This is a genomic window from Asticcacaulis sp. (genome assembly GCF_047605585.1).
Lineage (GTDB): Bacteria > Pseudomonadota > Alphaproteobacteria > Caulobacterales > Caulobacteraceae > Asticcacaulis.
This window is the reverse complement of the sequence record NZ_JASGFK010000001.1, coordinates 383,773-407,667: the sequence shown is the minus strand read 5'-3', so window position 1 is coordinate 407,667 and position 23,895 is coordinate 383,773. Positions and strand designations below refer to the sequence as shown.

Annotated in this window: 23 protein-coding genes; 20 read left to right on the top strand and 3 right to left on the bottom strand. The window is 61.4% G+C overall.

Annotation, left to right across the window (positions count from 1 at the left end):
- The first annotated feature begins 17 nt into the window (after positions 1 to 17).
- The 20 genes from QM647_RS01885 (at position 18) to QM647_RS01790 (ending at position 22,781) form a co-directional block, all read left to right on the top strand.
- Positions 18 to 749, top strand: a complete 732-nt coding sequence (locus QM647_RS01885; RefSeq protein ID WP_414993770.1) for a hypothetical protein — start codon at positions 18 to 20, stop codon at positions 747 to 749.
- Positions 750 to 1,014: 265 nt separating this feature from the next.
- The gene (locus tag QM647_RS01880; protein ID WP_414993769.1) at positions 1,015 to 2,007 is read left to right on the top strand and encodes a J domain-containing protein; all 993 of its coding nucleotides are present in this window, start codon (positions 1,015 to 1,017) and stop codon (positions 2,005 to 2,007) included.
- A 122-nt stretch (positions 2,008 to 2,129) separates the two neighbouring features.
- Positions 2,130 to 2,639 (top strand): hypothetical protein, encoded by a 510-nt coding sequence (locus QM647_RS01875; protein ID WP_414993768.1) that lies wholly within the window; start codon positions 2,130 to 2,132, stop codon positions 2,637 to 2,639.
- 107 nt (positions 2,640 to 2,746) lie between these two features.
- On the top strand, positions 2,747 to 3,427 hold the full coding sequence (locus QM647_RS01870) for a response regulator transcription factor (protein ID WP_414993767.1): 681 nt from the start codon (positions 2,747 to 2,749) through the stop codon (positions 3,425 to 3,427).
- Positions 3,424 to 4,854, top strand: coding sequence for an ATP-binding protein (locus QM647_RS01865; RefSeq protein WP_414993766.1), 1,431 nt, complete (start codon positions 3,424 to 3,426; stop codon positions 4,852 to 4,854). The genes QM647_RS01870 and QM647_RS01865 overlap by 4 nt, the downstream gene beginning before the upstream one ends.
- 97 nt (positions 4,855 to 4,951) lie before the next feature.
- A complete protein-coding gene (locus tag QM647_RS01860) occupies positions 4,952 to 6,331 on the top strand; it encodes a hypothetical protein (protein WP_414993765.1) in 1,380 nt (459 codons plus the stop codon).
- Positions 6,332 to 6,390: 59 nt separating this feature from the next.
- Complete coding sequence (gene ccmI / locus QM647_RS01855; RefSeq protein ID WP_414993764.1) at positions 6,391 to 7,473, top strand: c-type cytochrome biogenesis protein CcmI; 1,083 nt, start codon at positions 6,391 to 6,393, stop codon at positions 7,471 to 7,473.
- A gap of 97 nt (positions 7,474 to 7,570) precedes the next feature.
- Positions 7,571 to 8,065, top strand: coding sequence for a cytochrome c maturation protein CcmE (gene ccmE, locus QM647_RS01850; protein ID WP_414993763.1), 495 nt, complete (start codon positions 7,571 to 7,573; stop codon positions 8,063 to 8,065).
- A 157-nt stretch (positions 8,066 to 8,222) separates the two neighbouring features.
- Positions 8,223 to 10,232: a heme lyase CcmF/NrfE family subunit gene (locus QM647_RS01845; RefSeq protein WP_414993762.1), complete on the top strand. Its 2,010-nt coding sequence runs from the start codon at positions 8,223 to 8,225 to the stop codon at positions 10,230 to 10,232.
- On the top strand, positions 10,233 to 10,502 hold the full coding sequence (locus tag QM647_RS01840) for a hypothetical protein (RefSeq protein ID WP_414993761.1): 270 nt from the start codon (positions 10,233 to 10,235) through the stop codon (positions 10,500 to 10,502).
- A 10-nt stretch (positions 10,503 to 10,512) separates the two neighbouring features.
- Positions 10,513 to 10,947: a cytochrome c-type biogenesis protein CcmH gene (locus QM647_RS01835; RefSeq protein WP_414993760.1), complete on the top strand. Its 435-nt coding sequence runs from the start codon at positions 10,513 to 10,515 to the stop codon at positions 10,945 to 10,947.
- 162 nt (positions 10,948 to 11,109) lie between these two features.
- Positions 11,110 to 12,678 (top strand): Do family serine endopeptidase, encoded by a 1,569-nt coding sequence (locus QM647_RS01830; protein ID WP_414993759.1) that lies wholly within the window; start codon positions 11,110 to 11,112, stop codon positions 12,676 to 12,678.
- A gap of 90 nt (positions 12,679 to 12,768) precedes the next feature.
- The gene (locus QM647_RS01825) at positions 12,769 to 13,440 is read left to right on the top strand and encodes a response regulator transcription factor (RefSeq protein ID WP_414993758.1); all 672 of its coding nucleotides are present in this window, start codon (positions 12,769 to 12,771) and stop codon (positions 13,438 to 13,440) included.
- A gap of 267 nt (positions 13,441 to 13,707) precedes the next feature.
- On the top strand, positions 13,708 to 15,213 hold the full coding sequence (locus QM647_RS01820) for a sensor histidine kinase (RefSeq protein WP_414993757.1): 1,506 nt from the start codon (positions 13,708 to 13,710) through the stop codon (positions 15,211 to 15,213).
- A 392-nt stretch (positions 15,214 to 15,605) separates the two neighbouring features.
- Positions 15,606 to 17,096: a glucose-6-phosphate dehydrogenase gene (zwf, locus tag QM647_RS01815; RefSeq protein ID WP_414993756.1), complete on the top strand. Its 1,491-nt coding sequence runs from the start codon at positions 15,606 to 15,608 to the stop codon at positions 17,094 to 17,096.
- Complete coding sequence (gene pgl / locus QM647_RS01810; protein ID WP_414993755.1) at positions 17,089 to 17,880, top strand: 6-phosphogluconolactonase; 792 nt, start codon at positions 17,089 to 17,091, stop codon at positions 17,878 to 17,880. The genes zwf and pgl overlap by 8 nt, the downstream gene beginning before the upstream one ends.
- Before the next feature lie 27 nt (positions 17,881 to 17,907).
- Positions 17,908 to 19,722, top strand: a complete 1,815-nt coding sequence (gene edd / locus QM647_RS01805; RefSeq protein ID WP_414993754.1) for a phosphogluconate dehydratase — start codon at positions 17,908 to 17,910, stop codon at positions 19,720 to 19,722.
- A gap of 4 nt (positions 19,723 to 19,726) precedes the next feature.
- Positions 19,727 to 20,743, top strand: a complete 1,017-nt coding sequence (locus QM647_RS01800) for a glucokinase (protein ID WP_414993753.1) — start codon at positions 19,727 to 19,729, stop codon at positions 20,741 to 20,743.
- Positions 20,744 to 20,909: 166 nt separating this feature from the next.
- Positions 20,910 to 21,539, top strand: a complete 630-nt coding sequence (gene eda, locus QM647_RS01795) for a bifunctional 4-hydroxy-2-oxoglutarate aldolase/2-dehydro-3-deoxy-phosphogluconate aldolase (protein WP_414993752.1) — start codon at positions 20,910 to 20,912, stop codon at positions 21,537 to 21,539.
- A 180-nt stretch (positions 21,540 to 21,719) separates the two neighbouring features.
- Complete coding sequence (locus tag QM647_RS01790; RefSeq protein ID WP_414994553.1) at positions 21,720 to 22,781, top strand: LacI family DNA-binding transcriptional regulator; 1,062 nt, start codon at positions 21,720 to 21,722, stop codon at positions 22,779 to 22,781.
- Here QM647_RS01790 and QM647_RS01785 read toward each other — a convergent pair.
- From QM647_RS01785 to QM647_RS01775, 3 genes are all read right to left on the bottom strand, one after another.
- A complete protein-coding gene (locus QM647_RS01785) occupies positions 22,778 to 23,071 on the bottom strand; it encodes a type II toxin-antitoxin system RelE/ParE family toxin (protein WP_414993751.1) in 294 nt (97 codons plus the stop codon). The genes QM647_RS01790 and QM647_RS01785 overlap by 4 nt on opposite strands.
- Positions 23,072 to 23,347, bottom strand: a complete 276-nt coding sequence (locus QM647_RS01780) for a type II toxin-antitoxin system ParD family antitoxin (RefSeq protein WP_414993750.1) — start codon at positions 23,345 to 23,347, stop codon at positions 23,072 to 23,074. It abuts the gene before it with no gap.
- Between the two features lie 212 nt (positions 23,348 to 23,559).
- Positions 23,560 to 23,781 carry a hypothetical protein gene (locus QM647_RS01775; RefSeq protein WP_414993749.1) on the bottom strand — a complete coding sequence of 74 codons (222 nt, stop codon included), beginning with the start codon at positions 23,779 to 23,781 and terminating at the stop codon, positions 23,560 to 23,562.
- Positions 23,782 to 23,895 lie beyond the last annotated feature (114 nt).

The window sequence follows — 23,895 nt, the reverse complement described above, 5'->3', positions numbered from 1 at the left end:
AGGTAAGATCGGGGACAATGCATTTGGATAGACGACTATTACTGAAAGCAGTGGCCTCTGTGATAGGTGCTCAAATCCTTCCGGGAGATTCTTTCGCAGCAGACATGCCTCGATCACCCACGTTGCATGTGGCTGCTGATGAGGCTGTGCAGGCACTCAAGCCTTATTATGAAATGGGCGGCATCTTGCAGTTCGTCGTCTACGATGGTGCGCAAGATGCGGAAAAGGACTCGTTGGCAGCGATCCATGACAGGCTGGCCAGTATAGGTAGTCTCAATGAAAGCGCGTTTAAAAGGCTCAATAATCGACACATATCAGCGGCTCAATTTTTTGGTGACTGGTATGATCCAACAGATGGGGGCCTGATTAAACTTGGGAGTGTCATGACCGCTGATGGTCAGACGCTCACAAATCCAAAAGTGCGGTCACTTGAGAAACTGCAGGTGGTATCAAGCGGCGGTCCTGGCGTGGAGGTGGGCTCTGGCGGGCAATTTGCCTACGCCTACCTCAATCCGCCTTATGGTTTGCATGGCTCTCCCGCCGAAATTCAGAAAACGTTCGACAGCATCCGGAAGTTAATTCTGCCAGAAACACATGCTGTTACCATTCTAGACTGGACCAGCCCGTCCCTTGATAAGGTGTCAAGCTACTTCAAGGCTGGCAAAGAGTGGTGGGGTATATTCCTATTCAGTATTTATGTCCCCGACTTGCAAAGATTGACGATTATTGCAGGGTCGGCGACGGATTAGACTGTGCTAAGAAAGCAAGAAACCCCACCACCAACGCGCTAGGGGCGCGTCGGTCCCCCTCCCCCAAACCCCAAGAGGGTGTCGGGGAGGTATAAGAAGGCATCTCCAAAATTCATTCGTTGAATTTTGGCAAGGGCGACCGCCCGCCCGAGCCTTTGCGAGGCTTCTCTTATGAAGAAAGGCAACGCGCCCTTGGCGTTGCCATGCTTGCCACTTGAAACGATAAGGTCTAGGACACACCTCTGTTTCGGAGGTATGTTTTACAGTGGCAAATGATCCCTATTCTGAATTGGGCCTGAAAAAGGGGGCCAGCGATGCCGAGATTCAGAAGGCGTTCCGCAAGCTGGCCAAGGAGCTGCATCCCGATACCAATCGCGACAACAAGACCGCCGAGGAACGCTTCAAGCGTGTGACGGCGGCCTATGATTTCCTGAAGGATTCCGACAAGCGCAAGAAGTTTGACGCCGGCGAGATCGATGCCGATGGCCGTGAGATCTTCCGTGGCTTTGGTGGCGGGGGCCGTGCGGGCGGTTCGCCCTTTGGCGCGGGCGGCGGACGCGGCAGCACCCACTTCGAAGGCATGGACATGGACGATATCATGAGCATGTTCGGCGGGGGCGGCCGGGGTGGCGGCGGACCGTTCGGCGGTGGGTTCGGTGGTTTTGGCGGTCAGCGCGAACAGCCGCCGGCCAAGGGCCAGGACATCCGTATCAAGCTCGATATCGACCTGCTCGATACCATTGTCGGCAATACGCGGCGCGTGCTGCTTTCGGATGGCCGCACGGTCGATGTCAACATCCCCAAGGGCAGCCGCGATGGCCAGACCCTGCGTCTGAAAGGGCAGGGCTCGCCTTCGCCTTCCGGACGCGGCGCCCATGGCGATGCCCTGGTCGAGCTGCACCTGAAGCCGCATCCGGTATTCCGCATGGACGGCAATGACCTGCATATGGACCTGTTCGTCTCCCTGCCGGACGCGCTTCTGGGCGGCAAGGTGCAGGCCCCGACGCCGGATGGTCCGGTCAGCGTCAATCTGGCCAGGGGGTCCAATTCGGGCGCCATCCTGCGCCTGAAGGGCCGCGGCGCGCTCGATTCGAAGAGCGGCACGCGCGGCGATCTGTTCGCCCATGTGGTTCTGGCCATGCCGGACAAGGGACTGGACGGCATGCCGGACGATCTGAATGCGGAGTTTGTCAGCCTGCTGGAACGCTGGCGTGCCAAGGCTGGCTACACCCCGACTGTGACCAGCCGGCGCAAATAGGCCTGCGGTTACCGTCAGCGGGGCAGGGCGAATAACGCGGAAATTGTATTTTTTCGTAATATCTGCTTCCCTGACGGGTCTGTTCAGATAAGGTTCAGGTCTGCGCCCCTATAAACGTCGTCATGAAACAGATTTGGTCCCTCTTGAGTCTTGTCCTGGTCTTCGCACCGGTGGCTCTCCCGGCAACGGCCGTGGCGGGACCTATGGCGCGCGCCGGCTTTGACGAGGCTGTACTGATGCTGGCCGGCAACAAGAAGAGCCGTGACGATGATGACCGGTCTCGCAGTGGCAGCAATCGCCAGCGGGACGATGACGATCGCCGGCCGCCGGCACGCCAGGTGCCTGACCGTCAGCTGCCCGATCGCCAACCTTCGGATCGTCAGGTTCAGAAGCCTCAGTCCCGTCAGGTTCAGTCCTCCGGCCAGGATCGCCAACGTTTCGATGGCGGCGGGCAGCTGCAGAACCGTGACGATCGCATCAATCGCGCCATGCAGGTGGCCGCACGGCGGGGGCGTGTGCTTGACGCCGGCCCGCAGAGCGGTTCCGTTTTCTGGGTGCGCGTGGCGACCGACCACGGGCGCGTCGATCTGCTGGTCGATGCCGATTCGGGCCGTATTATTGGAGAACGGTAATTTCTGACGACCTGCGTTCGCGCAGATTTATTTTTTGCCTCGTCGCGCTTTGACAATCGGGTCTTTCAGGCCAAAAGTGCGTCACATTTTCTGGATTAGATACGCCTATGAGAATCCTGCTTGCCGAAGACGATCCCGACCTGTCACGCCAGTTGAAGGCGTCGCTCAGCGATGCCGGCTATGTGGTCGATCACGCGCCGGATGGCGAGGAAGCGCATTTCCTGGGCGATACCGAACCCTATGACTGCATTATTCTTGATCTCGGCCTGCCGAAGATCGACGGGGTGTCGGTGCTGGAACGCTGGCGCCGCGAGGGCAAGTCCACGCCGGTGCTGATCCTGACCGCGCGCGGCGCCTGGAGCGACAAGGTGTCGGGCTTCGATGCCGGGGCCGACGATTACCTGACCAAGCCCTTTCATACCGAGGAACTGCTGGCCCGCCTGCGCGCCCTGGTGCGACGCGCCGCCGGCCATGCCCAGCCCATGCTGGTGTGCGGCGGCGTGCGGCTCGACCCAAGAGCGGCGCGCGCCTCGGTCAATGGTGAGCCCCTGCGCCTGACCTCGCTGGAATACCGCCTGCTGCATTATCTGATGCTGCATCAAAGCCGTGTGATTTCGCGCACCGAACTGGTCGAGCATCTCTACGATCAGGATTTTGACCGCGATTCCAATACCATTGAGGTCTTCATGGGCCGGCTGCGCAAGAAGATCGGCACCGACCGGATCGAGACAGTGCGCGGCCTGGGTTATCGCCTCAAGCCCCTGCATGACGAGATCAGCGATCTGTGAGCGATGACGCCCCCGCGCCTGTCGTCATTGCCGCCGGCAAGCTCTGGCGCCGGCTGACGCGCAGGGATTCGCTGGTCGGGCGGCTGATCCGCCTGGCCTCGGTGTGGTTCATCTGCTCGCTGGTGATCACCGGCATTGCCCTGACCGCCTATTTCCATGAAGTGACAATGAACCGTTTCCAGGAGCGGGTAGGTCAATTGGCCGACAATCTGTTCTCGGTCGTCAATATCGACGCCAATGGCATCGATACCTCTCGTTTCGTCGATGCCCGCTCGGTTATCATTCATTCGGGCCTGTACTGGCAGGTGGGAGAGGTGGACGCCAAGGGGGTGCTGGCGGCACCTGTTACCTCACGTTCCTTGTGGAATGAGCAGCTGGCCCTTCCCGCAAAGGTACTGGCCGACGCCAAGGCGCATAATGGCACCAGTGTCTTCTACAACGGTGCCGGGCCAGTGGGGGAGCCTTTGCGGGTCGCGGTCATTTATTCCATGGTCGGCGGCAAGGCCTATGTTTTCATGGCGGGTGAGGATTCTACGCCTGTCGAAAGAGATGTGCGCACCTTTGCCTTCCTGACGGCCGGTGCACTGATCGTGCTGGCCCTGGGCTCGCTGGCGGCCATCTTCGTACAGGTGCGGGTGGGCTTGCGCCCCCTGTTCGACCTGACGGGCGAAATCGCCGCCGTGCAGGGCGGGCGGCAGCAGCGCCTGACCAAGACCTATCCGGCCGAGATCACGCCGGTGGCCGCTCAGCTCAATGCCTTTCTCGACTATTCGCAGGAGGTGGTGGAGCGCCAGCGCATGCATGTCGGCAATCTGGCCCATGCGCTGAAGACGCCGCTGTCGGTGCTGATGGCGACGGCGGGCGAGGCCGAGGGCGTATTGCCGGAAACCATGCGCAAGCAGGCCGAGACCATGCGGGCCCAGGTCGATCACCACCTGCGCCGGGCACGGGCGGCGGCGCGTTCACAGGCCATGGGCGAACGCACCCCGGTCGAGCCGGTGTTCGACGAACTGGCGGTGATGCTGGAACAGGTCTTTCAGGACAAGGGTGTGGTCATCGACTGGCGCGCGCCGGAGGCTCTGGCCTTTCGTGGCGAAAAGCAGGACCTGCAGGAGATCGCTGGCAACCTGCTGGAAAATGCCTGTATCTGGTGCCAGCGCAAGGTGCGGATCACGGCGGATTTTCTTGAGGCCGACCAGACCATGAACCTGGCCATAGAGGACGACGGACCGGGGCTGGATGAGTCCCGTTTCGACGAGGTTTTGAAGCGCGGGGCGCGGCTGGATGAGAGCGTGCCCGGCTCGGGTTTGGGGCTGTCGATCGTCGATGAACTGGTGCGCGCCTATGGCGGTCAGCTGAGGTTCGAGCGCTCGGTGTGGGGCGGTCTGAAGGTGGTGGCGAAACTGCCGGCCAATCTGCAGGAATAGGGGCTGAGGTAATCGGCTGCCGTCAGACAAAATTAACCTAAGTCTCCCTATCATGGCCGCTTCTGTAAGCGTTTCGGCGTAAGGGATTGTGACCGTTTTGAGCGAGATAGCCGAAAAGCGCAAAATTCTGCTCCGGGGACTGGTCCGCAGCCTGCCCCAGGCCTCCCTGCGCTCGCTCGAAATGGCGCTGGGCCTGACCAGTGAGCCGAAAATGGTTGCCGTTCGCGACCTGATCTCCAGCGAAATGGAATTCCGCCATACCTGCCGGGCTGTTTTCGCGCCCTTCATGCCTTTGTTCGAGCCACGCACGGACGGGTTGGTCGGTGTCAGCTTCCCGAACTGGATCATCAATACCCTGTGGTCGGCGCTGGAAAGCCGCGAACCGGAGCTGCAGGAAGAGGCGCGTCACGCACTACGGTCCCTGCGCACCGAAGACCCGACGCCGGTGGTCTTCTTCCGGCTGGTGACGGCCGGCGCCCATATCTGCCGCACCGCGCCGGACCTGCTGCTGCGCAAGGATGCGACCGATGAGGAACGCGACGAGGTGGTCGAGTTCGGTCATTATCTCGACCTGCACCGCCTCGCCCGGCAGGTGCTGGGACGCCTGGGCGACTTCATGGGCAGGATCGATGCCGACAAGGCCGCCGCCCTGCGCGTCATGTTCAAGGATGCCAGCGATCTCGATACCGAAAGCGGCACACGCTTTATGGAGATCATCTTCGCTAATCTCGAAGACGGGGCGCAGATCGTCAAGTTCGTCGCCACGGTTTCCGACCGACCCAGTGACCGTTTCCTGGCCGAGTCGGAAATGGCGGATTTCGGCGACCGCATCCTCGACCGCATCGAAAGCGACCTGGCAGAGCTGAAAGCCTTTATGGGCGGCAAAAACACGACAGGCGGCAAGGCCAGCGAGGATCCCGGCGCGGCCGGCGGACGGATCGCCAGCTGTCTCGGCCAGTTGCAGGCCTTCGGGCAATATATCGAGCTGTCGCGCGGCGGGCCGTGGGGCAAGCGGGTCACCGAAGCGCAGCAGGTGGTGGCCGGGCTGGTCGAACAGCAGATCAAGGGCGCGGAAAAGGCGCTGGACAAGGCGCTGCCGACGCGCACCGAACGTGTTTACGGCCGCATGAAAAAGGACGTGCCGGACTTCGCCCATGTGCCGAACGAGACCCAGATGGCGCAGGCGCACGGCGCCCTGGCCTTCATGCGTGAGGTCCGTCACATCGCCAATGCCGGCGGGTTTGCCTCGCTGCACGCCAAGACGACCGAGGCCTGCGAAGCCAGCCTGGATGCCTATTTCACCGAATTGCTGTCCATCGCCAATGGCGAAGACCCCTTCGACCGCGAGCAGCTCCTGGGCGGCTTTGAGCGCGTCACCGACCTGATGGAAGCCCTGTGCGGCGAGGAAAAGGCCCAGGTGGCGCGACGACGTGTCGCGTCGTCAGACCTGATGAATCCGTCCAAAAACGTCGCCTGATAACGATAACGGAAACGCGACAGGCTTTCTTTTGGCCTGAAATGGGCTATTGAGGCGACATGCTCCTCTTCTTCCTGACCTGCGTGCTGATCTGCGCGGCGCTGATCGCGCTGGCCGTCGCCTGGCAGCGTCTGCGCCGGGAGACGGCCGGACTGGTGCAGGAAAAGGCGCTCTATGCCGGATTTGTCGCCGATGTCGAACGCCGGGTCGCCAAGGGCGAGATCGACGAAAGCCAGGGCGAGGAAGAACGCACCCAGGCGGCGCGGGCCCTGCTGAAGGCCAGTGAGGCGGGGGAAGCAACGGCAGCCCTGAAACCGCTTCACGGCTATATCGCGCTGGGCGCCGTGGCGGTGCTGAGCGTGGCGGTCTATCTGACGGTCGGCCATCCGGACCAGCCTGACCAGCCCTACAAGCGGCGCCTGCAGACCTGGACGCGCCTGGCCCAGACCAATCCGGATGTCCTGCCGCCGCAGGCCATGGCGGCCGTGCTGCGTCAGGGACAGAAGGGGCACGCCAATGACGTGACTTACTGGCTGTTCCTGGGCCGCATCGACATGCTGGCCGGCAATAATTACGATGGCGCCAAGGATTACGAGAAGGCGCGGGCGCTTGCACCGGAAACCTTTACCGCCTGGTCGGAACTGGGCGAGGCCCTGACCTTTGTCGGTGGCGGCACCAGCGGCGCGGAGGCGATGCAGGCCTTCGAAAAGGCCCTGCAACTCAATCCGAACGATGCGCGGGCGCACTATTATCTCGGCCAGCAGGCCTTGGCGGATGGCCAGTATGCGGCGGCGCGCAGCCATTATACGGCGGCGCTGAACAGCATGGCGCCGGATTATGTCAACCGGCCGCAGGTACAGGCAGCGCTGGCCAGCATCGGGCCGGCGGAAGCGGCGGCGAAGGCGATGAGTGATCGGATTTCCGGCATGGTGACGTCGCTGGAGGCGCAACTGAAAGCCGATCCGGAAAATGCCGATGGCTGGGCGCGTCTGCTGCGCTCCTATGATGTGCTGGGCGACAAGCGCCGCCGCGCCGAGGCGCAGGCCGCCATGACAAAGCACTATGCCGGCCGGCCCGAAGTGATCGCCGATATCCTGGCCAAATCGCAAACGCGCGTCGGGTCGGAAGGGGAGTCGAAGTAATGGGCTTTTGGCCGAAGTCAGTGAAGGCACAGTCGCGCTCAAGCAGCGAAGCGGTAGCGCAACGCAAAAAAGCGGCGTGCCGACCGGAGGTCAACTGATGGGCTTCTGGCCGAAGTCAGTGAAGGCACGCCGGCGCCTGACCATCTTCCTGATCGCCGCGCCGGTATTTCTCGCCGCCGTGGGCCTGAGCTTGTATGCGCTGAAGGGGACGGTGGTCTATTTCTACACGCCGGCGCAGTGGATCGAGGCGAAGGTGCCGGTTGGCAAGACGGTGCGGCTGGGGGGGCTGGTCAAGCCGGGCAGTGTGGTAAAGACACCGGATGGTACGACGCAATTTATCGTGCAGGACAAGCTGAAAGAGATCGCCGTGATCTATAAGGGCGAACTGCCGGATCTGTTCCGCGAGGGGCAGGGGGTTGTGTGCGAGGGCGAGGTGACGGGGGCGACGGCCCTGAAGGCGACGCAGGTCCTGGCCAAGCACGACGAGAAGTATATTCCCAAAAATGTGCAAAAAGAGCTGGAAAAGCAGGGGGAATGGCGACCGGAGGCCGGTATGGATAAGCCCAAGCCGGTGCAGAGGCCGTTTCAATGAGGGTGACAAACAAAAATCTCCTCCCTTGCGCAGCGGGGGAGGTGGCCAGCTTGTCTGGCCGGAGGGGGCCTGCTGACGTTGCAGGGGCCCCTTCCGTCTCGACGCGCTCCGCTTGCTCGACACCTCCCCCGCTGCGCAGGGGAGGAGAATAGATTGCATGACCCATATCAGTGAAATCGGCACCTACTGTCTGGTTCTCGCCTTCTGCTTCTCACTGGCGCAGGCGGTGTTCGTCGTGCTCGGCAAGGGCAGGGGCGGGATCGCACGCTATGCCGAGGGCGCGTCTCTGGCCGGTGCCGTGGCGATCGCGCTTAGCTTCGCCATACTGATCTTCGCCTTTATCCGCTCCGACTTCTCGGTGGTGAATGTCTACGAACACTCGCACACCGACAAGCCGCTGCTGTACAAGATTTCCGGCGCCTGGGGTTCGCACGAAGGCTCGATGCTGCTGTGGTGCACGATTCTGCTGGTTTATGGCGCCATGATCACCTTGCGCGGACAAGGCCTGCCGGAAAGCCTGCGCCTGAAAGCGCTCGGCGTACAGGGGGGGCTTGGGGCGGCTTTTGTCGGCTTTACCCTGTTCTCATCCAACCCGCTGGCGCGGTTGGCGGATGCGCCGTTGCAGGGACAATCGCTCAATCCGGCGCTGCAAGACCCGGCCCTGGCCTTCCATCCGCCCATGCTCTATCTCGGCTATGTCGGCATGTCGGTGGTCTTTTCGTTCGCCGTGGCGGCCCTGATCGAGGGGCGGCTGGACCGCGCCTGGGCGCGTTGGGTGCGGCCGTGGGCCCTGCTGGCGTGGAGCTTCCTGACCATCGGCATTACGCTTGGCGCCTTCTGGGCCTATTATGAACTGGGCTGGGGCGGCTGGTGGGCCTGGGACCCGGTCGAGAACGCCTCCTTCATGCCGTGGCTGGCGGCAACGGCCTTGCTGCATTCAGCCATCGTCATGGAAAAGCGCGACTCGCTCAAGGCCTGGACGGTGTTCCTCGGCCTGCTGGCCTTTACCTTCTCGATGATGGGCGCCTTCCTGGTGCGTTCGGGGCTTCTCACGAGCGTGCATTCCTTTGCCGTCGATCCGCAGCGCGGCATCCTTCTGGCGACGATCCTGTTGCTGACCGCCGGTGGCGGCTTTGCTCTGTTTGCCCTGCGCGCGCCTTCGCTTACGCCCGGCGGCCTGTTCGCCACGATCAGCCGCGAAACCACCCTGGTGCTCAATAACCTGCTGATCTCCGCCGCCCTCTGTTCGGTTTTCCTCGGCACGCTCTATCCCATCCTGATGCAGGCCCTGTTCGACAAGACCATGTCGGTGGGGGCGCCCTACTACCTGGCGGTCTTCGGGCCGATCATGATCGTGGCCCTGCTGCTGGTGCCGGTCTCGACCCTGATGGCATGGAAGCGCGCCGACCTGACAGGGGTGCTGCAACGGCTGGCGGCGGCCTTCGCCGTGGCGGTGCTGGTGGCGGCGGTCGGCTCGCTGTTCTACAAGGGGGCGAACCTGTTCAGCGAGGCGGGCTATCTCATCGGCCTGATCGTTGGCTTCTGGCTGGTGTTCGGCACGGTCCGCACCCTGATGCAGGCGCTCGATTTCCGCCTGAATGCGGTTGGTGTCGCCTTGCGCCGTCTGCCGGGCGTGCCGCTGGCCACCTGGGGCATGATCCTGGCCCATATCGGCCTGGGCGTCTTCGTGCTGGGGGCGGTGGTGGAAAGCCATCAGAAGCTCAGCGTCATGCAGCCGATGGCCGTCGGCGACAGTGTGACGCTGGGGCAGTACGAACTGACGTTTAAGTCGCTCTATCAGGCGCCTGGCGCCAATTACGATGCTCAGGGCGGGGCGTTCGAGGCGAAGGACGGACGTGGCCGGGTGATCTGCCAGCCGCGGCCGCAGCGGCGCTTCTATCCGGCCTCAGACCAGGTGCAGAGCAAGGTGGCCCTGTGTTTTACACCGCTTGACGATCTCTATGTGGTGATGGCCGAGCCCCAGACCGATGCCGGTGGCCATACCTCATGGCAGGTGCGCTTCTTCTATAATCCGTGGGTACGGCTGATCTTCTTCGGGCCGCTGCTGATGGCGCTGGGCGGCGTTTTGAGTCTGTGCGACCGGCGGCTGCGGCTGGGGATTGTGAAGAAGCCTGTTAAAGGTAGGGGGAGATCGGAGGAAGGCTAAATGTCTCAGATCAGCACACCTGTACTTTTCTCGATTTTTGCGGCGGGTGTTTTCGCTCTTTTCATCGCAATTCTTCAAATCATCTTTGCCGAAAAAGCGACGAAGAAAAGGCTTCAGGAAGGTACTCTTCTAAATAACGCGGAGATGACGGTTGATAAGGTAAATCAAGGCCGGCGTAGAAATGCTCTGATAGTTTCATGTGGTTGGGTTTTGCTTTTCGGGGCATTTGTTGTCCTGCGGCTTTGCGATTTTTTCCTTTACAGACAGTGACGCGAAAGCAATGAAACGAATATACCGGCTGTTCCTCCTTCTTCTCCTGCCGTTACACGCCTTTGCCGCCACACCGCAGGAAGACGCCCGCGCCCGGCAGCTGTTTACCGAGGTGCGCTGTGTCCAGTGCCAGAGCGAAAGCATCGCCGACTCGGACGCCCAGATCGCCGGAGACATGCGCCGGGAAATCCGTGCCGATATCGCCGCCGGCAAGACGGATGCGCAGATCCGGCAAGAGCTGTTTGCCCACTATGGCGATTATGTTCTTTTTCGGCCGAGATTTTCGTCATCCAACCTGCTTTTGTGGCTGATACCGCCTCTGATCGCCATTCTGGGCGCGGCAGGGTTGTGGTTTTCGAGGCAAAAATCAGTTGAATCAAGTGATTATATCCTGACTGATACGGAGGCGGAAAAGCTTCGCGATATCATGAAGAAACGCGATTGAGGTCACGATTTTGCCTCACCGCTTTGATTACATCGTTGCAAACGGGGATTCCGGAGGGATCTCCGCAGGTTTATGGTTGTAATTGCCCCGCTTAACGCTCAGATATCTCCCTGGATATATGGCCAGACGCGGCTTATTCGTACGGAATTAAAAGGTAAGACTATGGGGAATTGGAATTTCAAAGCGCTATTGAAGAACCGCTCGGCCGTGGGTGGCGCGGTGGCAGGTCTGGTATTGGGCGCGGGTGTTGCCGGCGCCGCCATTACCGGCTTCGGCACGCATGGCATCGGCGCCGGTTATGATGGCGCCCAGCTTATCAAGACCGCCGACCTTACCCCGGTAAAGCCGCCCGCCGGCGCGCCCATGTCCTTCGCCGACCTGATCGAGCGCGTCTCCCCCGCCGTGGTCTCGATCGAGACCAAGGGCAAGATGAAGATCGACACAGGCATCCCGTCTCTGCCGGGCTTCAGCTTCCCCGGCCAGGACGATGGTTCCGGCCAGAAGGAACAGGAAGTCCGCGGCGCGGGCTCCGGCTTCTTTATCTCGGCCGATGGCTATGTCGTCACTAACAACCACGTCATCGACGGCGCCGACGAAATCACCGTCAAGCTGACCAATGACAAGGAACTGAAGGCGACCGTGGTCGGCCGCGATGTCGGCACCGACCTGGCCGTGCTCAAGGTCGACGGCACGGACTTCCCGTTCGTGCGCTGGGAGCTGGAAAAGCAGCCGCGCGTCGGTGACTGGGTCATCGCCGTCGGTAACCCGTTCAACTTCTCCAACACCGCCACCGCCGGCATCGTTTCGGCCTATGGCCGCGACCTGCGCGACAATTCTTCCGGCCCGGACTATACCGACTACCTGCAGATCGACGCCGCCATCAACAGAGGCAACTCCGGCGGCCCGACCTTCGATCTCTACGGCAAGGTGATCGGCGTCAATACCGCCATCGTCACGCCTTCGGGCGCCAATGCCGGTGTCGGCTTCGCCATTCCCTCGGACGTGGCTGCCAAGATCACCAGCCAGCTGATGAAGGGCGTCAAGATCGAGCGCGGCTATATCGGCGTGACCATACAGCCCGTGTCGCAGGAAAATGCCGAAGCGCTCGGCATCACCGATACGACCGGCGCCTATATCGCCGAAACCACCCGTGGCGGCCCGGCCGACAAGGCGGGCGTCCAGCTGGGCGATATCGTCAAGACGGTCAATGGCAATCCGGTCAAGAGCCCGACCGAGCTGACCCGCCGTATCGCCGATATCAAGGTCGGCGAGAAGGTGACCCTGGGCGTACTGCGTAGCGGCAAGATGGTCAATGTCACCGTGACCGCCGCCCTGCGGCCTTCGGAAGAAGACCTGGCCAAGGGCGCTGGCGGCACAACGGACGATGACGACTCGTCGAGCGGTTCGGCCAGCGGCACGCCGCCGGTCATCGGCCTGTCGGTCAAGGCGATCACGCCGGACGTCCGCAAGGCCTTCGGCCTGGATGATTCCAGCAACGGTTTGGTCATTACCGATGTCGCCGATAATTCGGACGGCGCGCAGAAGGGCCTCAAGCCAGGCGATGTGATCATGCTGGCCAACAACCAGCCGGTCACCACCCAGTCGCAGTTCAGCGGCATCGTGGCGGACCTCAAGAAGCAGAACCGCCCGAGCATCCTCTTGCTGGTGCGTCGTGAGGGTCGCAATGTGGCCTTGCCGCTGTCGCTCAAGGACGTTGACGCCAAGAAGTAACAGCTTGCGGTTAATTGCCAAATTTTAAGAGGAAAAGGGTCGTAACGCATGTTATGACCCTTTTTTCTTTGGAAATTAATGAGAGTCGTTATGAACGTCCTGATTGTCGAAGATGATGTAGAAGCTGCGCAAAACATGCAGAAGGGCCTGAAGGAAGCCGGTATCGAGGCGCGGCTGGCCGGGGATGGCGCACAAGGCTTGGACGCGATCAAGGCGGAAGTGCCGGATGTCATCATTCTCGACCGCATGATGCCGGTGATGGACGGGGTGACCATGCTGCAGACCCTGCGCGCCGACGGTCTCGATGTGCCGGTGCTGTTCCTCTCGGCGCTGGGCGAGCTGGAAGACCGTGTGTCGGGTCTGCGCGCCGGCGCCGATGATTATCTGGTCAAGCCCTATGCCCTGACCGAACTGGTGGCGCGGGTCGAAGCTCTGGGGCGCCGCAAGGACAAGGATACGGTCGAGACTATCTTGCGCGTCGGCGACCTGGAGATGAACCTGATTTCACGCGTGGTGAAGCGCCAGACCAAGGTGATCGACCTGCAGCCGCGCGAATTCCAGCTGCTCGAATTCCTGATGCGCCATGTCGGCCAGAGCGTGACGCGTACCATGCTGCTGGAAAAGGTCTGGGCCTATCATTTCGACCCGCAGACCAATGTCATCGACGTGCATATCTCGCGCCTGCGTTCCAAGCTGGACAAGGATTTCGACCGCCCGATGCTGCATACGGTCCGCGGCGAAGGGTATCAGCTTAAGGCGTAATTTCCTGTACCTCCCCGACTTGATCGGGGAGGGGAACCGCGCCCGAAGGGTGTGGTGGTGGGGTTTCTTACTTTCCTGAGAAGGCGCGATGGATAGATCAAGGTCTAAGGTTGCTCTCGCCCGCCCATACAGCATTTGTGCATCTGAAATTGGCGCCGTTGGCGTCCGGTTGCTGGCCCTGCAAAGACAGCCAGAAGCCCCACCACCAACGCGCAAGGGCGCGTCGGTCCCCCTCCCCACCAGAGGTGGGGAGGTATAAGGATAAACATGCCTGAAGCCTCCTCCGAAACCCGCAAGCAAATGATCGACGCCATCTGGCGGCGGGTGGATGCGCTTGCCATTTTGCGGCCGAACTTTTTCAGGCAGACGCCCTTCCGGCTGACGCTTGTTTTCCTGTGCGTCTATGTCTTCGTAGCGGCGCTGGTTTTCGGCTATATCTACCTCGCCACCACCACGGAATCGCGCGCCTGGGGCAATGCCTCGGTCGATGCGCGCATCAAGAGCCTAAAGGACATCGACGCCCATGATGGCCATGCGGCCGTGGTGGCCAGAATCCTCGGTGACGACGCCGTGGAATGGGTCTTCGCCAAGGGCGCCTTCGATAATTCCGGCCAGGTGCTGGCCCAGAACGGCCGCGCCCGCATGGAAGGCAAGGCCCTGCCGGATATCGTCATCCGCGAGGGGCTGAAGGCGGTCGGCGCCGAAAATCCGATGGCCTCGATCAATATCACCTCGCCCTCGGCCAGCGATCCGAACTGTTGCCGCTTCCAGGGCCGCGTGGTGCGGCTGGACGACAATTTCTACATCTATGTCGCCATGGATATGTCGTGGGCCGATCACAGCTTCCAGCAGGAGATCAAGGCGGTGATCGGCGGTGGCCTGCTGGTAGTGATTCTGGGGCTGTTCGCCGGCACCCTGATCAACCAGGAGGTCACGCGCTCGGTAGCGCGGGTGACAAGCGTGCTGGAGCGGGTGCAGGAGGGCGATCTCAAGGCGCGGATCTCGGTACGCGATTCCGGCGACGAATTCGACGCGCTCAGCATGCGCATCAACCAGACGCTCGACCGCATGGAAAAGACCATGGGCAACCTGAAATACGCCGGGGATGCCATCGCCCACGACCTGCGTTCGCCGCTGTCGCGCCTGCGCACCCGGCTGGAGGTCTCGCTGCTGGAGGTCGACAAGGACCCTTCCCAAGCCCATGACGCCCTGGCGGGGGCTCTGGAGGAAACCGGCCAACTGCTGCGCACCTTTCAGACGGTCTTTTCCATGTCGCGCCTGCAGGCGCAGGGCCAGGCGCCGGATCAGGTGTTCTTCTCCGCCACCGAACTGGCCGATGACATGGCCGAGCTGTTCGAGGCGGTGGCGGCCGACAAGGGGCTGGAGTTCGACGCCGAGATCGAGCGCAATGTGCGCGCCTTCGGCAATCGCGATTTCCTGGCCCAGGCCCTGGCCAACCTGCTCGACAATGCCATCAAATATACACCGAAGGGCGGAGTGACCTTCCGCCTGCGCCATACTTCCCAGCGCGAGATCGAGTTTTCGATCACCGATACCGGGCCGGGCGTGCCGGAAAAGGATCGCCGGCGCATTGCCGAGCGTTTTGTGCGGCTGGAAAATTCCCGCACCCTGCCGGGCGTGGGCCTGGGGCTTTCGATGGTCGATGCCGTGGCTGTGGCGCACAAGGGGCGGCTGGAAGTGGCCGAGGGGCCGGGCGAATTCGACGGCGCGGGGCCCGGTCTGCGCACCGCGCTCGTTTTGCCGCCGATTTAAGATTTAACCACGAAAAGCACCAAAAACACCAAAAGCACACACTTCTTTGTGCGGTCACTTCGACGCGAAGCATCGTCCGAAAATACTCAAATGCAGGGCAAATATATGCCCTTCGGGCAAGATCACTCAACAGGCTCATATTTTCGTGCCTTTTGGTGTTTTTGGTGCTTTTCGTGGTTAAAATCTTAAAGGCCGGTGACTGGCCTAAATCCCCTGACAGCCCTTGTGTTTGCAGCGCCGCATGGCCTATATGACCGCTGCGGGCGAGGCATTTGTGACGCCCGTTGACATTCATTGTTGACCTGCCGGAAAACAGGGGCTATGACAACGCTGTCATGACTTAAGCCCGGTGTAGAAGAGGTGCGGTCACGGGTTCGGAACGAAAAGGTCTCATGTCGGCATCTTCTGGAAGTAATGGCGCACGCCAACGGGTTTTTGTCCTTGTCGGGGGCACGGGCGATCTCGCCATGCGCATGCTGTGGCCGTCTCTGGCCATGCTCGACCAGGAAGGCTTCCTGTCCGACGATCTGCGTATCATTTCCGTCGCCCGCGAAGACTGCGGCACAGAGGTCTGTGTCGACCGCATCGGCAATGCCGTTACCAGCCGTTTCGGCGAATGGTCGACGCCTGAGGCGCTCGCCCGTTTCCGCAAGCGCATTGTCCACGTAGCGCTCGATGCCGCCCATGACGACTGGGGCTCGAAGCTGAAGGCCGAGCTGGGCGACGTCGAAAAGCTCGACATCGTCTTCTTCCTGTCGGTCTCGCCGTCGCTGTTCAAACCCATCTGCGAGCATATCGAGCGCGCCGGCCTGAACAAGGCGCCGAACCGCGTCATCATCGAGAAGCCGATCGGCCGCGACCTGGCCACCTCGAAGGTGATCAACGATTCCGTCGCCCACGCCTTCGCCGAAGACCGTACCTTCCGCATCGACCACTATCTCGGCAAGGAAACGGTCCAGAACCTGATCGCCCTGCGCTTCGGCAACATGGTCTTCGAGCCGCTGTGGAACGCCCAGTCGATCGACCATATCCAGATCACCATTGCCGAAACGGTCGGTGTCGGCGAGCGCCTCGGCTATTACGACGAATACGGCGCCATCCGCGACATGCTGCAGAACCACCTGCTGCAGCTGCTCTGCCTGCTGGCCATGGAGCCGCCCTCGGCCCTGACCTCGGACGCCCTGCGCGACGAGAAGGTAAAGGTGCTGCGCTCGCTGAAGCCCATCACCGCCGATAACGTGCAGGCGAACACGGCGCGCGGTCAGTACGGCCCGGGCTTTGCCGACGGTCATCCGGTGGCCGGTTATGAAGCGGAAAAGGGCTCGCCTTCCAATACCGAGACCTTCGTCGCCATCAAGGCCGAGATCCAGAACTGGCGCTGGGCCGGTACGCCGATCTATATGCGCACCGGCAAGTGCCTGCCGTCGCGTGCCACCGAGATCGTCATCCAGTTCAAGCCGCTGCCGCACTCGATCTTCGGTCCGGAGGCCCAGGCCAACCGCCTGTTGATCCGCCTCCAGCCGGAAGAAGATATTTCGCTCACCCTGATGAACAAGGCGCCTGGCCTGACCTCGGAAGGCGTGCATTTGCAGCCGCTCGATCTCAGCCTGTCGCTGATCAAGGCCTTCGATGACAGCAAGGACGGCAAGCCGCCGCGCCGCCGCATCGCCTATGAACGCCTGATTTTGGATGCGCTGAACGGTAACAACGCGCAATTCGTGCGCCGCGATGAAGTCGAGGCCGCCTGGACCTGGGTGGATGGCATCATCAAGGCATGGAACGACAAGGATATGAAGCCGCAGAAGTATCCGGCCGGCACCTTCGGTCCGGTCAGCGCCTTCAGCCTGATCGAACGCGATAACGGACGCATGTGGAATGACTGAGGCCGCGCACAAGCTTAACGTCTCGGAAGACGTACTGACCTGGAATGCCCATGGCAAGACCGTGACCGTGCATTGCTTCGCCAATACAGCGCGCGCCGGCACCTATATCGCCGACGCCATCGCCGAGGCCCTGGCGCACGCCATCGATACACGCGGCCAGGCCGTGTGGATCGGTTGTGGCGGCACCACGCCCAAGCCGATCTATCAGCATCTGATCCATGCCGAGCTGGACTGGACCAGGGTGACGCTCGCCCAGGTCGATGAGCGCTTTGTGCCGGTCGATGACGCGGCCTCGAACACCCGCATGATGCGCGAGGCGCTGGCGCCGGTGCTGGCGGGCAAGGATCACACGGGCATGGCGTTTCTGACGCTGATCCAGGATATCGATGATCAGGCCGCCTGCGCTGAAAAGGCGGAAAAGACCCTGCGCGATCTCAATCACGGCGAGGCGCCGCGTTTCGATTTCGCCCTGATGGGGATGGGGCCGGATACGCACTATGCCTCGATCTTCCCACATAATCCGGTCAATGCCGAGGTCTATACGACCGAGCGCCTGGTGCTGCCGGTGTCGCCGCATACGGATGGTTCCGAGCCGAAATTGCCGCGCATTACCCTGAGCGTGCCGGCGATCAATAATTCGCGCCGCATTCTCTTTTACATCACGGGGCAGGCCAAGCTCGACGCGCTCAAGGGCGCGACCGAGGACACCGACCCCTATACCTCGCCGATCGGCGCGTTTATCGCGCAATGCCCGACCGACGTCGAATTCGTCTGGGCAAGTTGAGATCCGGGCGGGCTAAGGACTATTATTATGACGACACTGCATCCCGTAATCGCCGAAGTCACCAACGCCATTATCGAGCGTTCGAAGGATTTGCGCGGCCAGTTCATGGCGCGCGCTGACCGTTTCAAGGCCGACGAACCACGCCGCAAGAAGCTCTCCTGCGCCAACTATGCCCACGTCGTGGCCGCCTCCAGCGCCGATGAAAAGCTCCAGGCGGCGCTCGATTCCGTGCCCAATATCGGCATCGTGACGGCCTATAACGACATGTTGTCGGCGCACCAGCCCTATCACGACTATCCGGAAAAGATCCGTGGTATGGCGCGCAAGTTCGGCGCCACGTCGCAGGTCGCCGGTGGCGTGCCGGCCATGTGTGATGGCGTGACGCAGGGCCGTCCGGGCATGGAAATGTCGCTGTTCTCGCGCGATGTCATCGCCATGAGCACGGCTATTTCGCTCAGCCACGATGCCTTCGATGCCGGCCTGATGCTGGGCATCTGCGACAAGATTGTGCCGGGCCTGGTCATTGGCGCCCTGTCGTTCGCGCATTTGCCGATCATCTTCGTGCCGTCCGGCCCGATGGGTTCCGGCCTGCCGAACCCGGAAAAGGCCAAGGTCCGCACGCGCTATGCGCTCGGCGAAGTCGGCCGCGATGCGCTTCTGGCCGCCGAAATGGCCTCCTACCATTCCGCCGGCACCTGCACCTTCTACGGCACCGCCAATTCCAACCAGATGCTGATGGAAATGATGGGCCTGCATGTGCCGGGCGCTGCCTTCGTCCATCCGAACACGCCCTTGCGTGACGCCCTGACGCAGTGCGCCGTCGAGCGCGCGGCGAAGTCGGCTGAGAATTCCAAAACCCCTTCGCGTCTGGCAGATATCATTGATGCCCGCGCCATCGTCAACGGCGTCATCGGCCTGATGGCCACCGGCGGCTCGACCAACCACGCCCTGCACCTGCCGGCCATGGCCCGCGCCGCCGGCGTGATCCTGACCTGGGAAGACATGGACAAGATCTCGTCCGTGGTGCCGCTGCTGGCGCGCGTCTATCCGAACGGATCGGCCGATGTGAACCATTTCCACGCCGCTGGCGGCATGGGCTTTGTCATCAAGGAACTGCTGAACGCCGGCCTGATGCACGCCGATGTCCAGACTATCTGGGGGCAGGGCATGGCGGACTACGCCCGCGAGCCCGTGCTGCAGGATGGCCAGGTTGTCTGGCGCGATGCGCCTGAGCAGAGCCTCGATGAAAACATCCTGCGCCCGGTCTCCAATCCGTTCTCGCCGGAAGGCGGGCTTCGTGAGGTCAAGGGCAATCTCGGCACCTCGGTGGCCAAGGTTTCGGCCGTCAAGCTGGAGCATCAGATCGTTGAAGCGCCGTGCGTGGTTTTCGACGACCAGGACGATTTCCTGGCAGCCTTCAAGGCCAAACAACTGCCGGAAGGCGATTTCATTTGCGTGGTCCGCTTCCAGGGACCAAAAGCCAACGGAATGCCGGAACTGCACAGCCTGACGCCATCGCTGTCGAGCATCCTTGATGCCGGCCGCAAGGTGGCGCTGGTTTCGGACGGACGCATGTCGGGGGCATCGGGAAAGGTGCCTGCCGTTATCCACCTGACGCCGGAAGCGGTCGACGGCGGACCGATTGCGAAACTGCGTAACGGTGATGTGCTGCGCGTCGATTGCGTGGCCGGCACCATAGACTTCCTCGGAGATGCCACCGAGTTTTCACAAAGAGCAAATGCTGATCGGCCCGCAGAGGCGGACGGCATGGGACGGGAACTTTTTGCGCACATGCGGCGGGCGGTAGGACCGGCTGACCAGGGTGGCGCAGTTTTTTGGTAGATAAATGACAGCGCATTTCGAGACCAGTTCGGTCACTACGTCCTTCAACCGCCCCTTGCGGGGTCTGGTGGGCGATATCGGCGGCACCAATGCCCGCTTCGCGGTTGCGGAGCGTCGCGAAGGCAAGACCAGCCTGACCCATTTCAAGTCGCTGGAAACGGCGGACCACACGGATGTCTACAAGGCGCTGGCCGCCTATTTCGACATGGTGGGCGTCAAGGCCGATTTCGATTACACCTGCGTGGCCGTGGCCGGTCCGGTGAAGAACGGCCATATCAAGTTCACCAATCTTGATTGGGAGATCGAGGAAGGTTTGCTGGCCAAGGCGACCGGTGCGCGCCGCGCCAGGCTGATCAACGATTATGCCGGCCTGGCCTTTGCCCTGCCGCATCTCGAAGAGGGCGATACCAAGTGCATCGGGCCGGTGAAGCAGGGCTTCGGCGATGTTCATGCCGTGATGGGCGCGGGCACCGGTTTCGGCGCTTCGGTGCTGGTCGGCGGCGAGTTCGGGCCTTATTGTCTCTCGACCGAGAGCGGCCATATCTCGTTCGCGCCGGTCAATGACTATGAGAGCGAAATCCTGCGTTTCCTGCGTAAGAAGCATGGCCGTGTCACGGTCGAGATGCTGCTGTCCGGGCCGGGTCTGGTTAATCTCTATCAGGCCATTTCGATGATCCGCGGCGAGATCGCCGAGGACCTGACGCCTGCGCAGATCACCCATCTGGAAGGCGAGGACGCCACCGGATCGCGTTACACGGTTGAGGCCTTCCTCGATATCATGGCCTCGGTCTGCGGTGACCTGGCCCTGGCGCATGGCGCGACCTCGGGCATGTTTATCGCCGGTGGCATTGCGCCGCGCCTGATCAAGCATGTCGACGAACTGCGCTTCCGCGCCCGCATGGAGGCCAAGGCGCCGCTGGCGGGCATGGTGGCCGGCATTCCATCGCGCATCATCATCCATCCGTACGCGGCGCTGCTTGGCTCGGCGAACGCCTTAACCGACGTGCAGATTACGGCTTAATCAGCTGCGAAACACTCGCCCTCCCCATTTATGGGGAGGGGGGACCATCGCTTGCGATGGTGGGCGGGGCCTCCGCTAGTGGAATTGCCCCTTCCGTCATTTCGCTGCGCTCAATGCCACCTTCCCCATGAATGGGGCAGGCGAAATTTAAGAGGAAACGACCCCTATGTCCACGCATCCCGATGTAGAAAAATTCATGACCATGGGCCCGGTGCTGCCGGTGATGGTCATCCCGTCGCTCGACCAGGCCCTGCCCCTGGCCGATGCCCTGCTGGCCGGCGGTATCAAGGTGCTGGAGATCACCCTGCGCACCGACTGCGCGCTGGATGCCATCAAGCTCATTTCGAAGGAACGTCCGGAGGCCGTGGTCGGCGCCGGCACGGTGCTGACGCCGAAGGATGCCGAGAAGGCGGAAAAGGCCGGGGCGAAGTTCCTCGTTTCGCCGGGCCTGACCAAGACTCTGGCGCATCAGGACGCCCTGCCGCTGCTGCCGGGCGTGGCTACCTCCTCGGAAGTGATGAAGGCGCTGGAGTGGGGCTTTACCCACCTGAAGTTCTTCCCCGCAGTGCCCGCCGGTGGCGTGCCCTATCTGAAGGGCATCGGCGGTCCGCTGCCGCAGGTCAAGTTCTGCCCGACGGGCGGTATCAGTGAAAAGAACGCAGCCGATTTTCTGGCCTTGCCGAATGTCCTGTGCGTCGGCGGCTCGTGGGTCGCCCCCGAAAAGGCGATGAGTGAAGGCAATTGGGCTGAGATCAGCCGTCTCGCCGCCGAAGCCGTTGCGACCTTCGGAAAGTAGTCTGCCTTCCGGTCGTGCCTCCATGTGAGAGGTATGCCCGCATGGCCGCTCTCAAAATAAAAATGAATAAGACCCAAGTGTTTTAAGCACTTGGGTCTTATTCATTGACAAAGCTGTCATGACAGACGCAAGCTGATAAGACCAATATAATAATCAAGGGCTCGGATTCGAGTGACGCAGATCAAGGCGCCGACCGCAAAAGATGCCGCTGTTTCCAGCGCGGTTTCCACCATCAATGACGTGGCGCGGCTGGCCGGCGTATCGATCAAGACCGTCTCCCGGGTGATGAATGATGAGCCGAACGTGCGTGAGGAAACGCGCACCAAGGTGAAAGAGGCTGCCGCACGTCTGCATTACCGGCCCAACCTGCTGGCCCGCTCGCTGGCTGGCTCGCGCAGCTTCCTGATCGGGCTTCTGTACGACAATCCGTCCTCCAGCTATGTCATCGACCTGCAGCAGGGCGTGATCGAGCGTTGCCGCCAGAGTGGCTACCATGTGCTCAGCGAACCGCAGGACAGCCTGGCGCCGGACATCGGCCGGGCGATCGCCTCGCTGCTGGCCACCATCCGGCTGGATGGCGTGGTGCTGACGCCGCCCCTGTGCGACATGGCGGTGGTGCTTGATGCCGTGGAAGCGGCCGGTGTGCCCTATGTGCGGGTCTCACCCTCGCTGTTCCCCGGCCGTTCGGCGCTGGTGGAAATGGACGATGTCCAAGCCGCCTATGAGATGACGAAATTTCTGCTGGCGCATGGTCATACCGACATCGGCTTTGTGCGTGGCCACCCGGAACACGGTTCCTCGCACCGGCGTTATGATGGCTTCGCCAAGGCGATGCACGAGGCGGGCATAGAGCCGCCGTCGCACCGCATCGCGCAGGGCTATAACAGCTTCGCCTCGGGGCTGGAGGCGGCGCGGGCGCTGTTCCGCGATCCCGGTGATCTGCCAGCCGCCATCTTCGCTTCCAACGATGAAATGGCCTTCGGCGTCATGGCCTATGCCCAGCAGACGGGGGCGCGTGTGCCGGACCAGGTGTCGGTGGTCGGTTTCGACGATACGCCGGGCTCGGTGATTGTCTGGCCGCATCTGACGACTATCCGCCAGCCGGTGACCGATCTGGCCTATGCGGCGGCGGACATGCTGCTCTCTCGCACCGCGCCAGAGGAGAATGCGCCGAACTTCAGCGATATGCGGCGGGAACTGCCGTTCGAGCTGGTGGAGCGTGAGTCGGCCAAGGCGGTTTAGAACGCCGCTTCGAAATCCTGCCCGCCATAGAAAATGCCCTCGATCAGAATCAGATCGGGTTCGACCTTGAACGCGATCATGACGCGCCGTTCGAAGCCGATGAGACGCAGGCCCGGCAGGATATCGTCACGCGCGGTGCCACGCAGCGGAAATGTCCGCAGGCTCAGGCAGTAATCGACAATACGCTGGATATAGCCGTTCGCGCGACTCTCAAAACCGGAGCGTTCGGTTATATAACTGTGAAGGGCATCGATCTGTCTTTCAGCGCGCGGTGTGAAAATAACGTCCACCTACACCTCGCGAGGCGTCGTGCGGCGGGCCTTGATGCGGGCGAGTATCTGATCGGCGGGAACGGCTTGGGAAGGATCTGTCAGATATTCGGCATGGCCGGCGACGACCTCTTCCCTGAGCCATTTTTCAAGGGCGGCATCCCGTTCCATAAGGGCGCGGAGGCCATCGCGCATGACTTCACTTACGGACGCATAGGCGCCCGAACTGATCTTGTCATTGACCATCGTTGCCATGTCATTCGGTAGGGTGATGCTGAATTGCTGGGTTGTGCGCATAAAGGCCTCCTGCCGGGACTATAGATCTGAATAGGATTAAATCCTACTGAAATAAGCCCAGCCACGCGCGCAAAAAAAACCCGATGAACCAGGGGTCCATCGGGATATAAGGCCAGTGCCTTCCAAATAATGCCACATTTAAGAAGGCGCTTTAAAACCACGACCGCGAAACGGCTATGAAAAAGGGAAAGAAGCCGCGCCGCATAATGATTTTAAACACAGATCCCGATCCGCAAAATCCATAAGACCCGGCGCATCGGGGAAACAGGGTGAGACAGTGATAACAAATCTGACAACGCTGTCAAATGAATAATGAAAGCAAAAAGCATTTTTGACAAAAAACGCAGTTTTTCCCGCACCGCACAAAGGATGCCTTCGGTTCGCGCAAAAGGCTTGCGGCCTTGACGCTGCGTGATAGCGCTGTCATTAAACATTCAGGCTCTGGTTACCATAAACCATAAAATGGGCCCCTCCGGAAACCGCATGCATGGCTTTGTCAGGCCGGAATAGCGTGCTACATCCGAGAAAATAAAAATGTTGAGGAAGAA

Excerpts from the sequence above, each read along its gene's own strand:
- QM647_RS01885 (WP_414993770.1), top strand. The coding sequence starts at position 18 with ATGCATTTGGATAGACGACTATTACTGAAAGCAGTGGCCTCTGTGATA.
- QM647_RS01875 (WP_414993768.1), top strand. The coding sequence starts at position 2,130 with ATGAAACAGATTTGGTCCCTCTTGAGTCTTGTCCTGGTCTTCGCACCG.
- QM647_RS01870 (WP_414993767.1), top strand. The coding sequence starts at position 2,747 with ATGAGAATCCTGCTTGCCGAAGACGATCCCGACCTGTCACGCCAGTTG.
- ccmI (WP_414993764.1), top strand. The coding sequence starts at position 6,391 with ATGCTCCTCTTCTTCCTGACCTGCGTGCTGATCTGCGCGGCGCTGATC.
- ccmE (WP_414993763.1), top strand. The coding sequence starts at position 7,571 with ATGGGCTTCTGGCCGAAGTCAGTGAAGGCACGCCGGCGCCTGACCATC.
- QM647_RS01845 (WP_414993762.1), top strand. The coding sequence starts at position 8,223 with ATGACCCATATCAGTGAAATCGGCACCTACTGTCTGGTTCTCGCCTTC.
- QM647_RS01840 (WP_414993761.1), top strand. The coding sequence starts at position 10,233 with ATGTCTCAGATCAGCACACCTGTACTTTTCTCGATTTTTGCGGCGGGT.
- QM647_RS01835 (WP_414993760.1), top strand. The coding sequence starts at position 10,513 with ATGAAACGAATATACCGGCTGTTCCTCCTTCTTCTCCTGCCGTTACAC.
- QM647_RS01830 (WP_414993759.1), top strand. The coding sequence starts at position 11,110 with ATGGGGAATTGGAATTTCAAAGCGCTATTGAAGAACCGCTCGGCCGTG.
- QM647_RS01825 (WP_414993758.1), top strand. The coding sequence starts at position 12,769 with ATGAACGTCCTGATTGTCGAAGATGATGTAGAAGCTGCGCAAAACATG.
- QM647_RS01820 (WP_414993757.1), top strand. The coding sequence starts at position 13,708 with ATGCCTGAAGCCTCCTCCGAAACCCGCAAGCAAATGATCGACGCCATC.
- zwf (WP_414993756.1), top strand. The coding sequence starts at position 15,606 with ATGTCGGCATCTTCTGGAAGTAATGGCGCACGCCAACGGGTTTTTGTC.
- pgl (WP_414993755.1), top strand. The coding sequence starts at position 17,089 with ATGACTGAGGCCGCGCACAAGCTTAACGTCTCGGAAGACGTACTGACC.
- edd (WP_414993754.1), top strand. The coding sequence starts at position 17,908 with ATGACGACACTGCATCCCGTAATCGCCGAAGTCACCAACGCCATTATC.
- QM647_RS01800 (WP_414993753.1), top strand. The coding sequence starts at position 19,727 with ATGACAGCGCATTTCGAGACCAGTTCGGTCACTACGTCCTTCAACCGC.
- eda (WP_414993752.1), top strand. The coding sequence starts at position 20,910 with ATGTCCACGCATCCCGATGTAGAAAAATTCATGACCATGGGCCCGGTG.
- QM647_RS01780 (WP_414993750.1), bottom strand. The coding sequence starts at position 23,347 with ATGCGCACAACCCAGCAATTCAGCATCACCCTACCGAATGACATGGCA.
- QM647_RS01775 (WP_414993749.1), bottom strand. The coding sequence starts at position 23,781 with ATGTTTAATGACAGCGCTATCACGCAGCGTCAAGGCCGCAAGCCTTTT.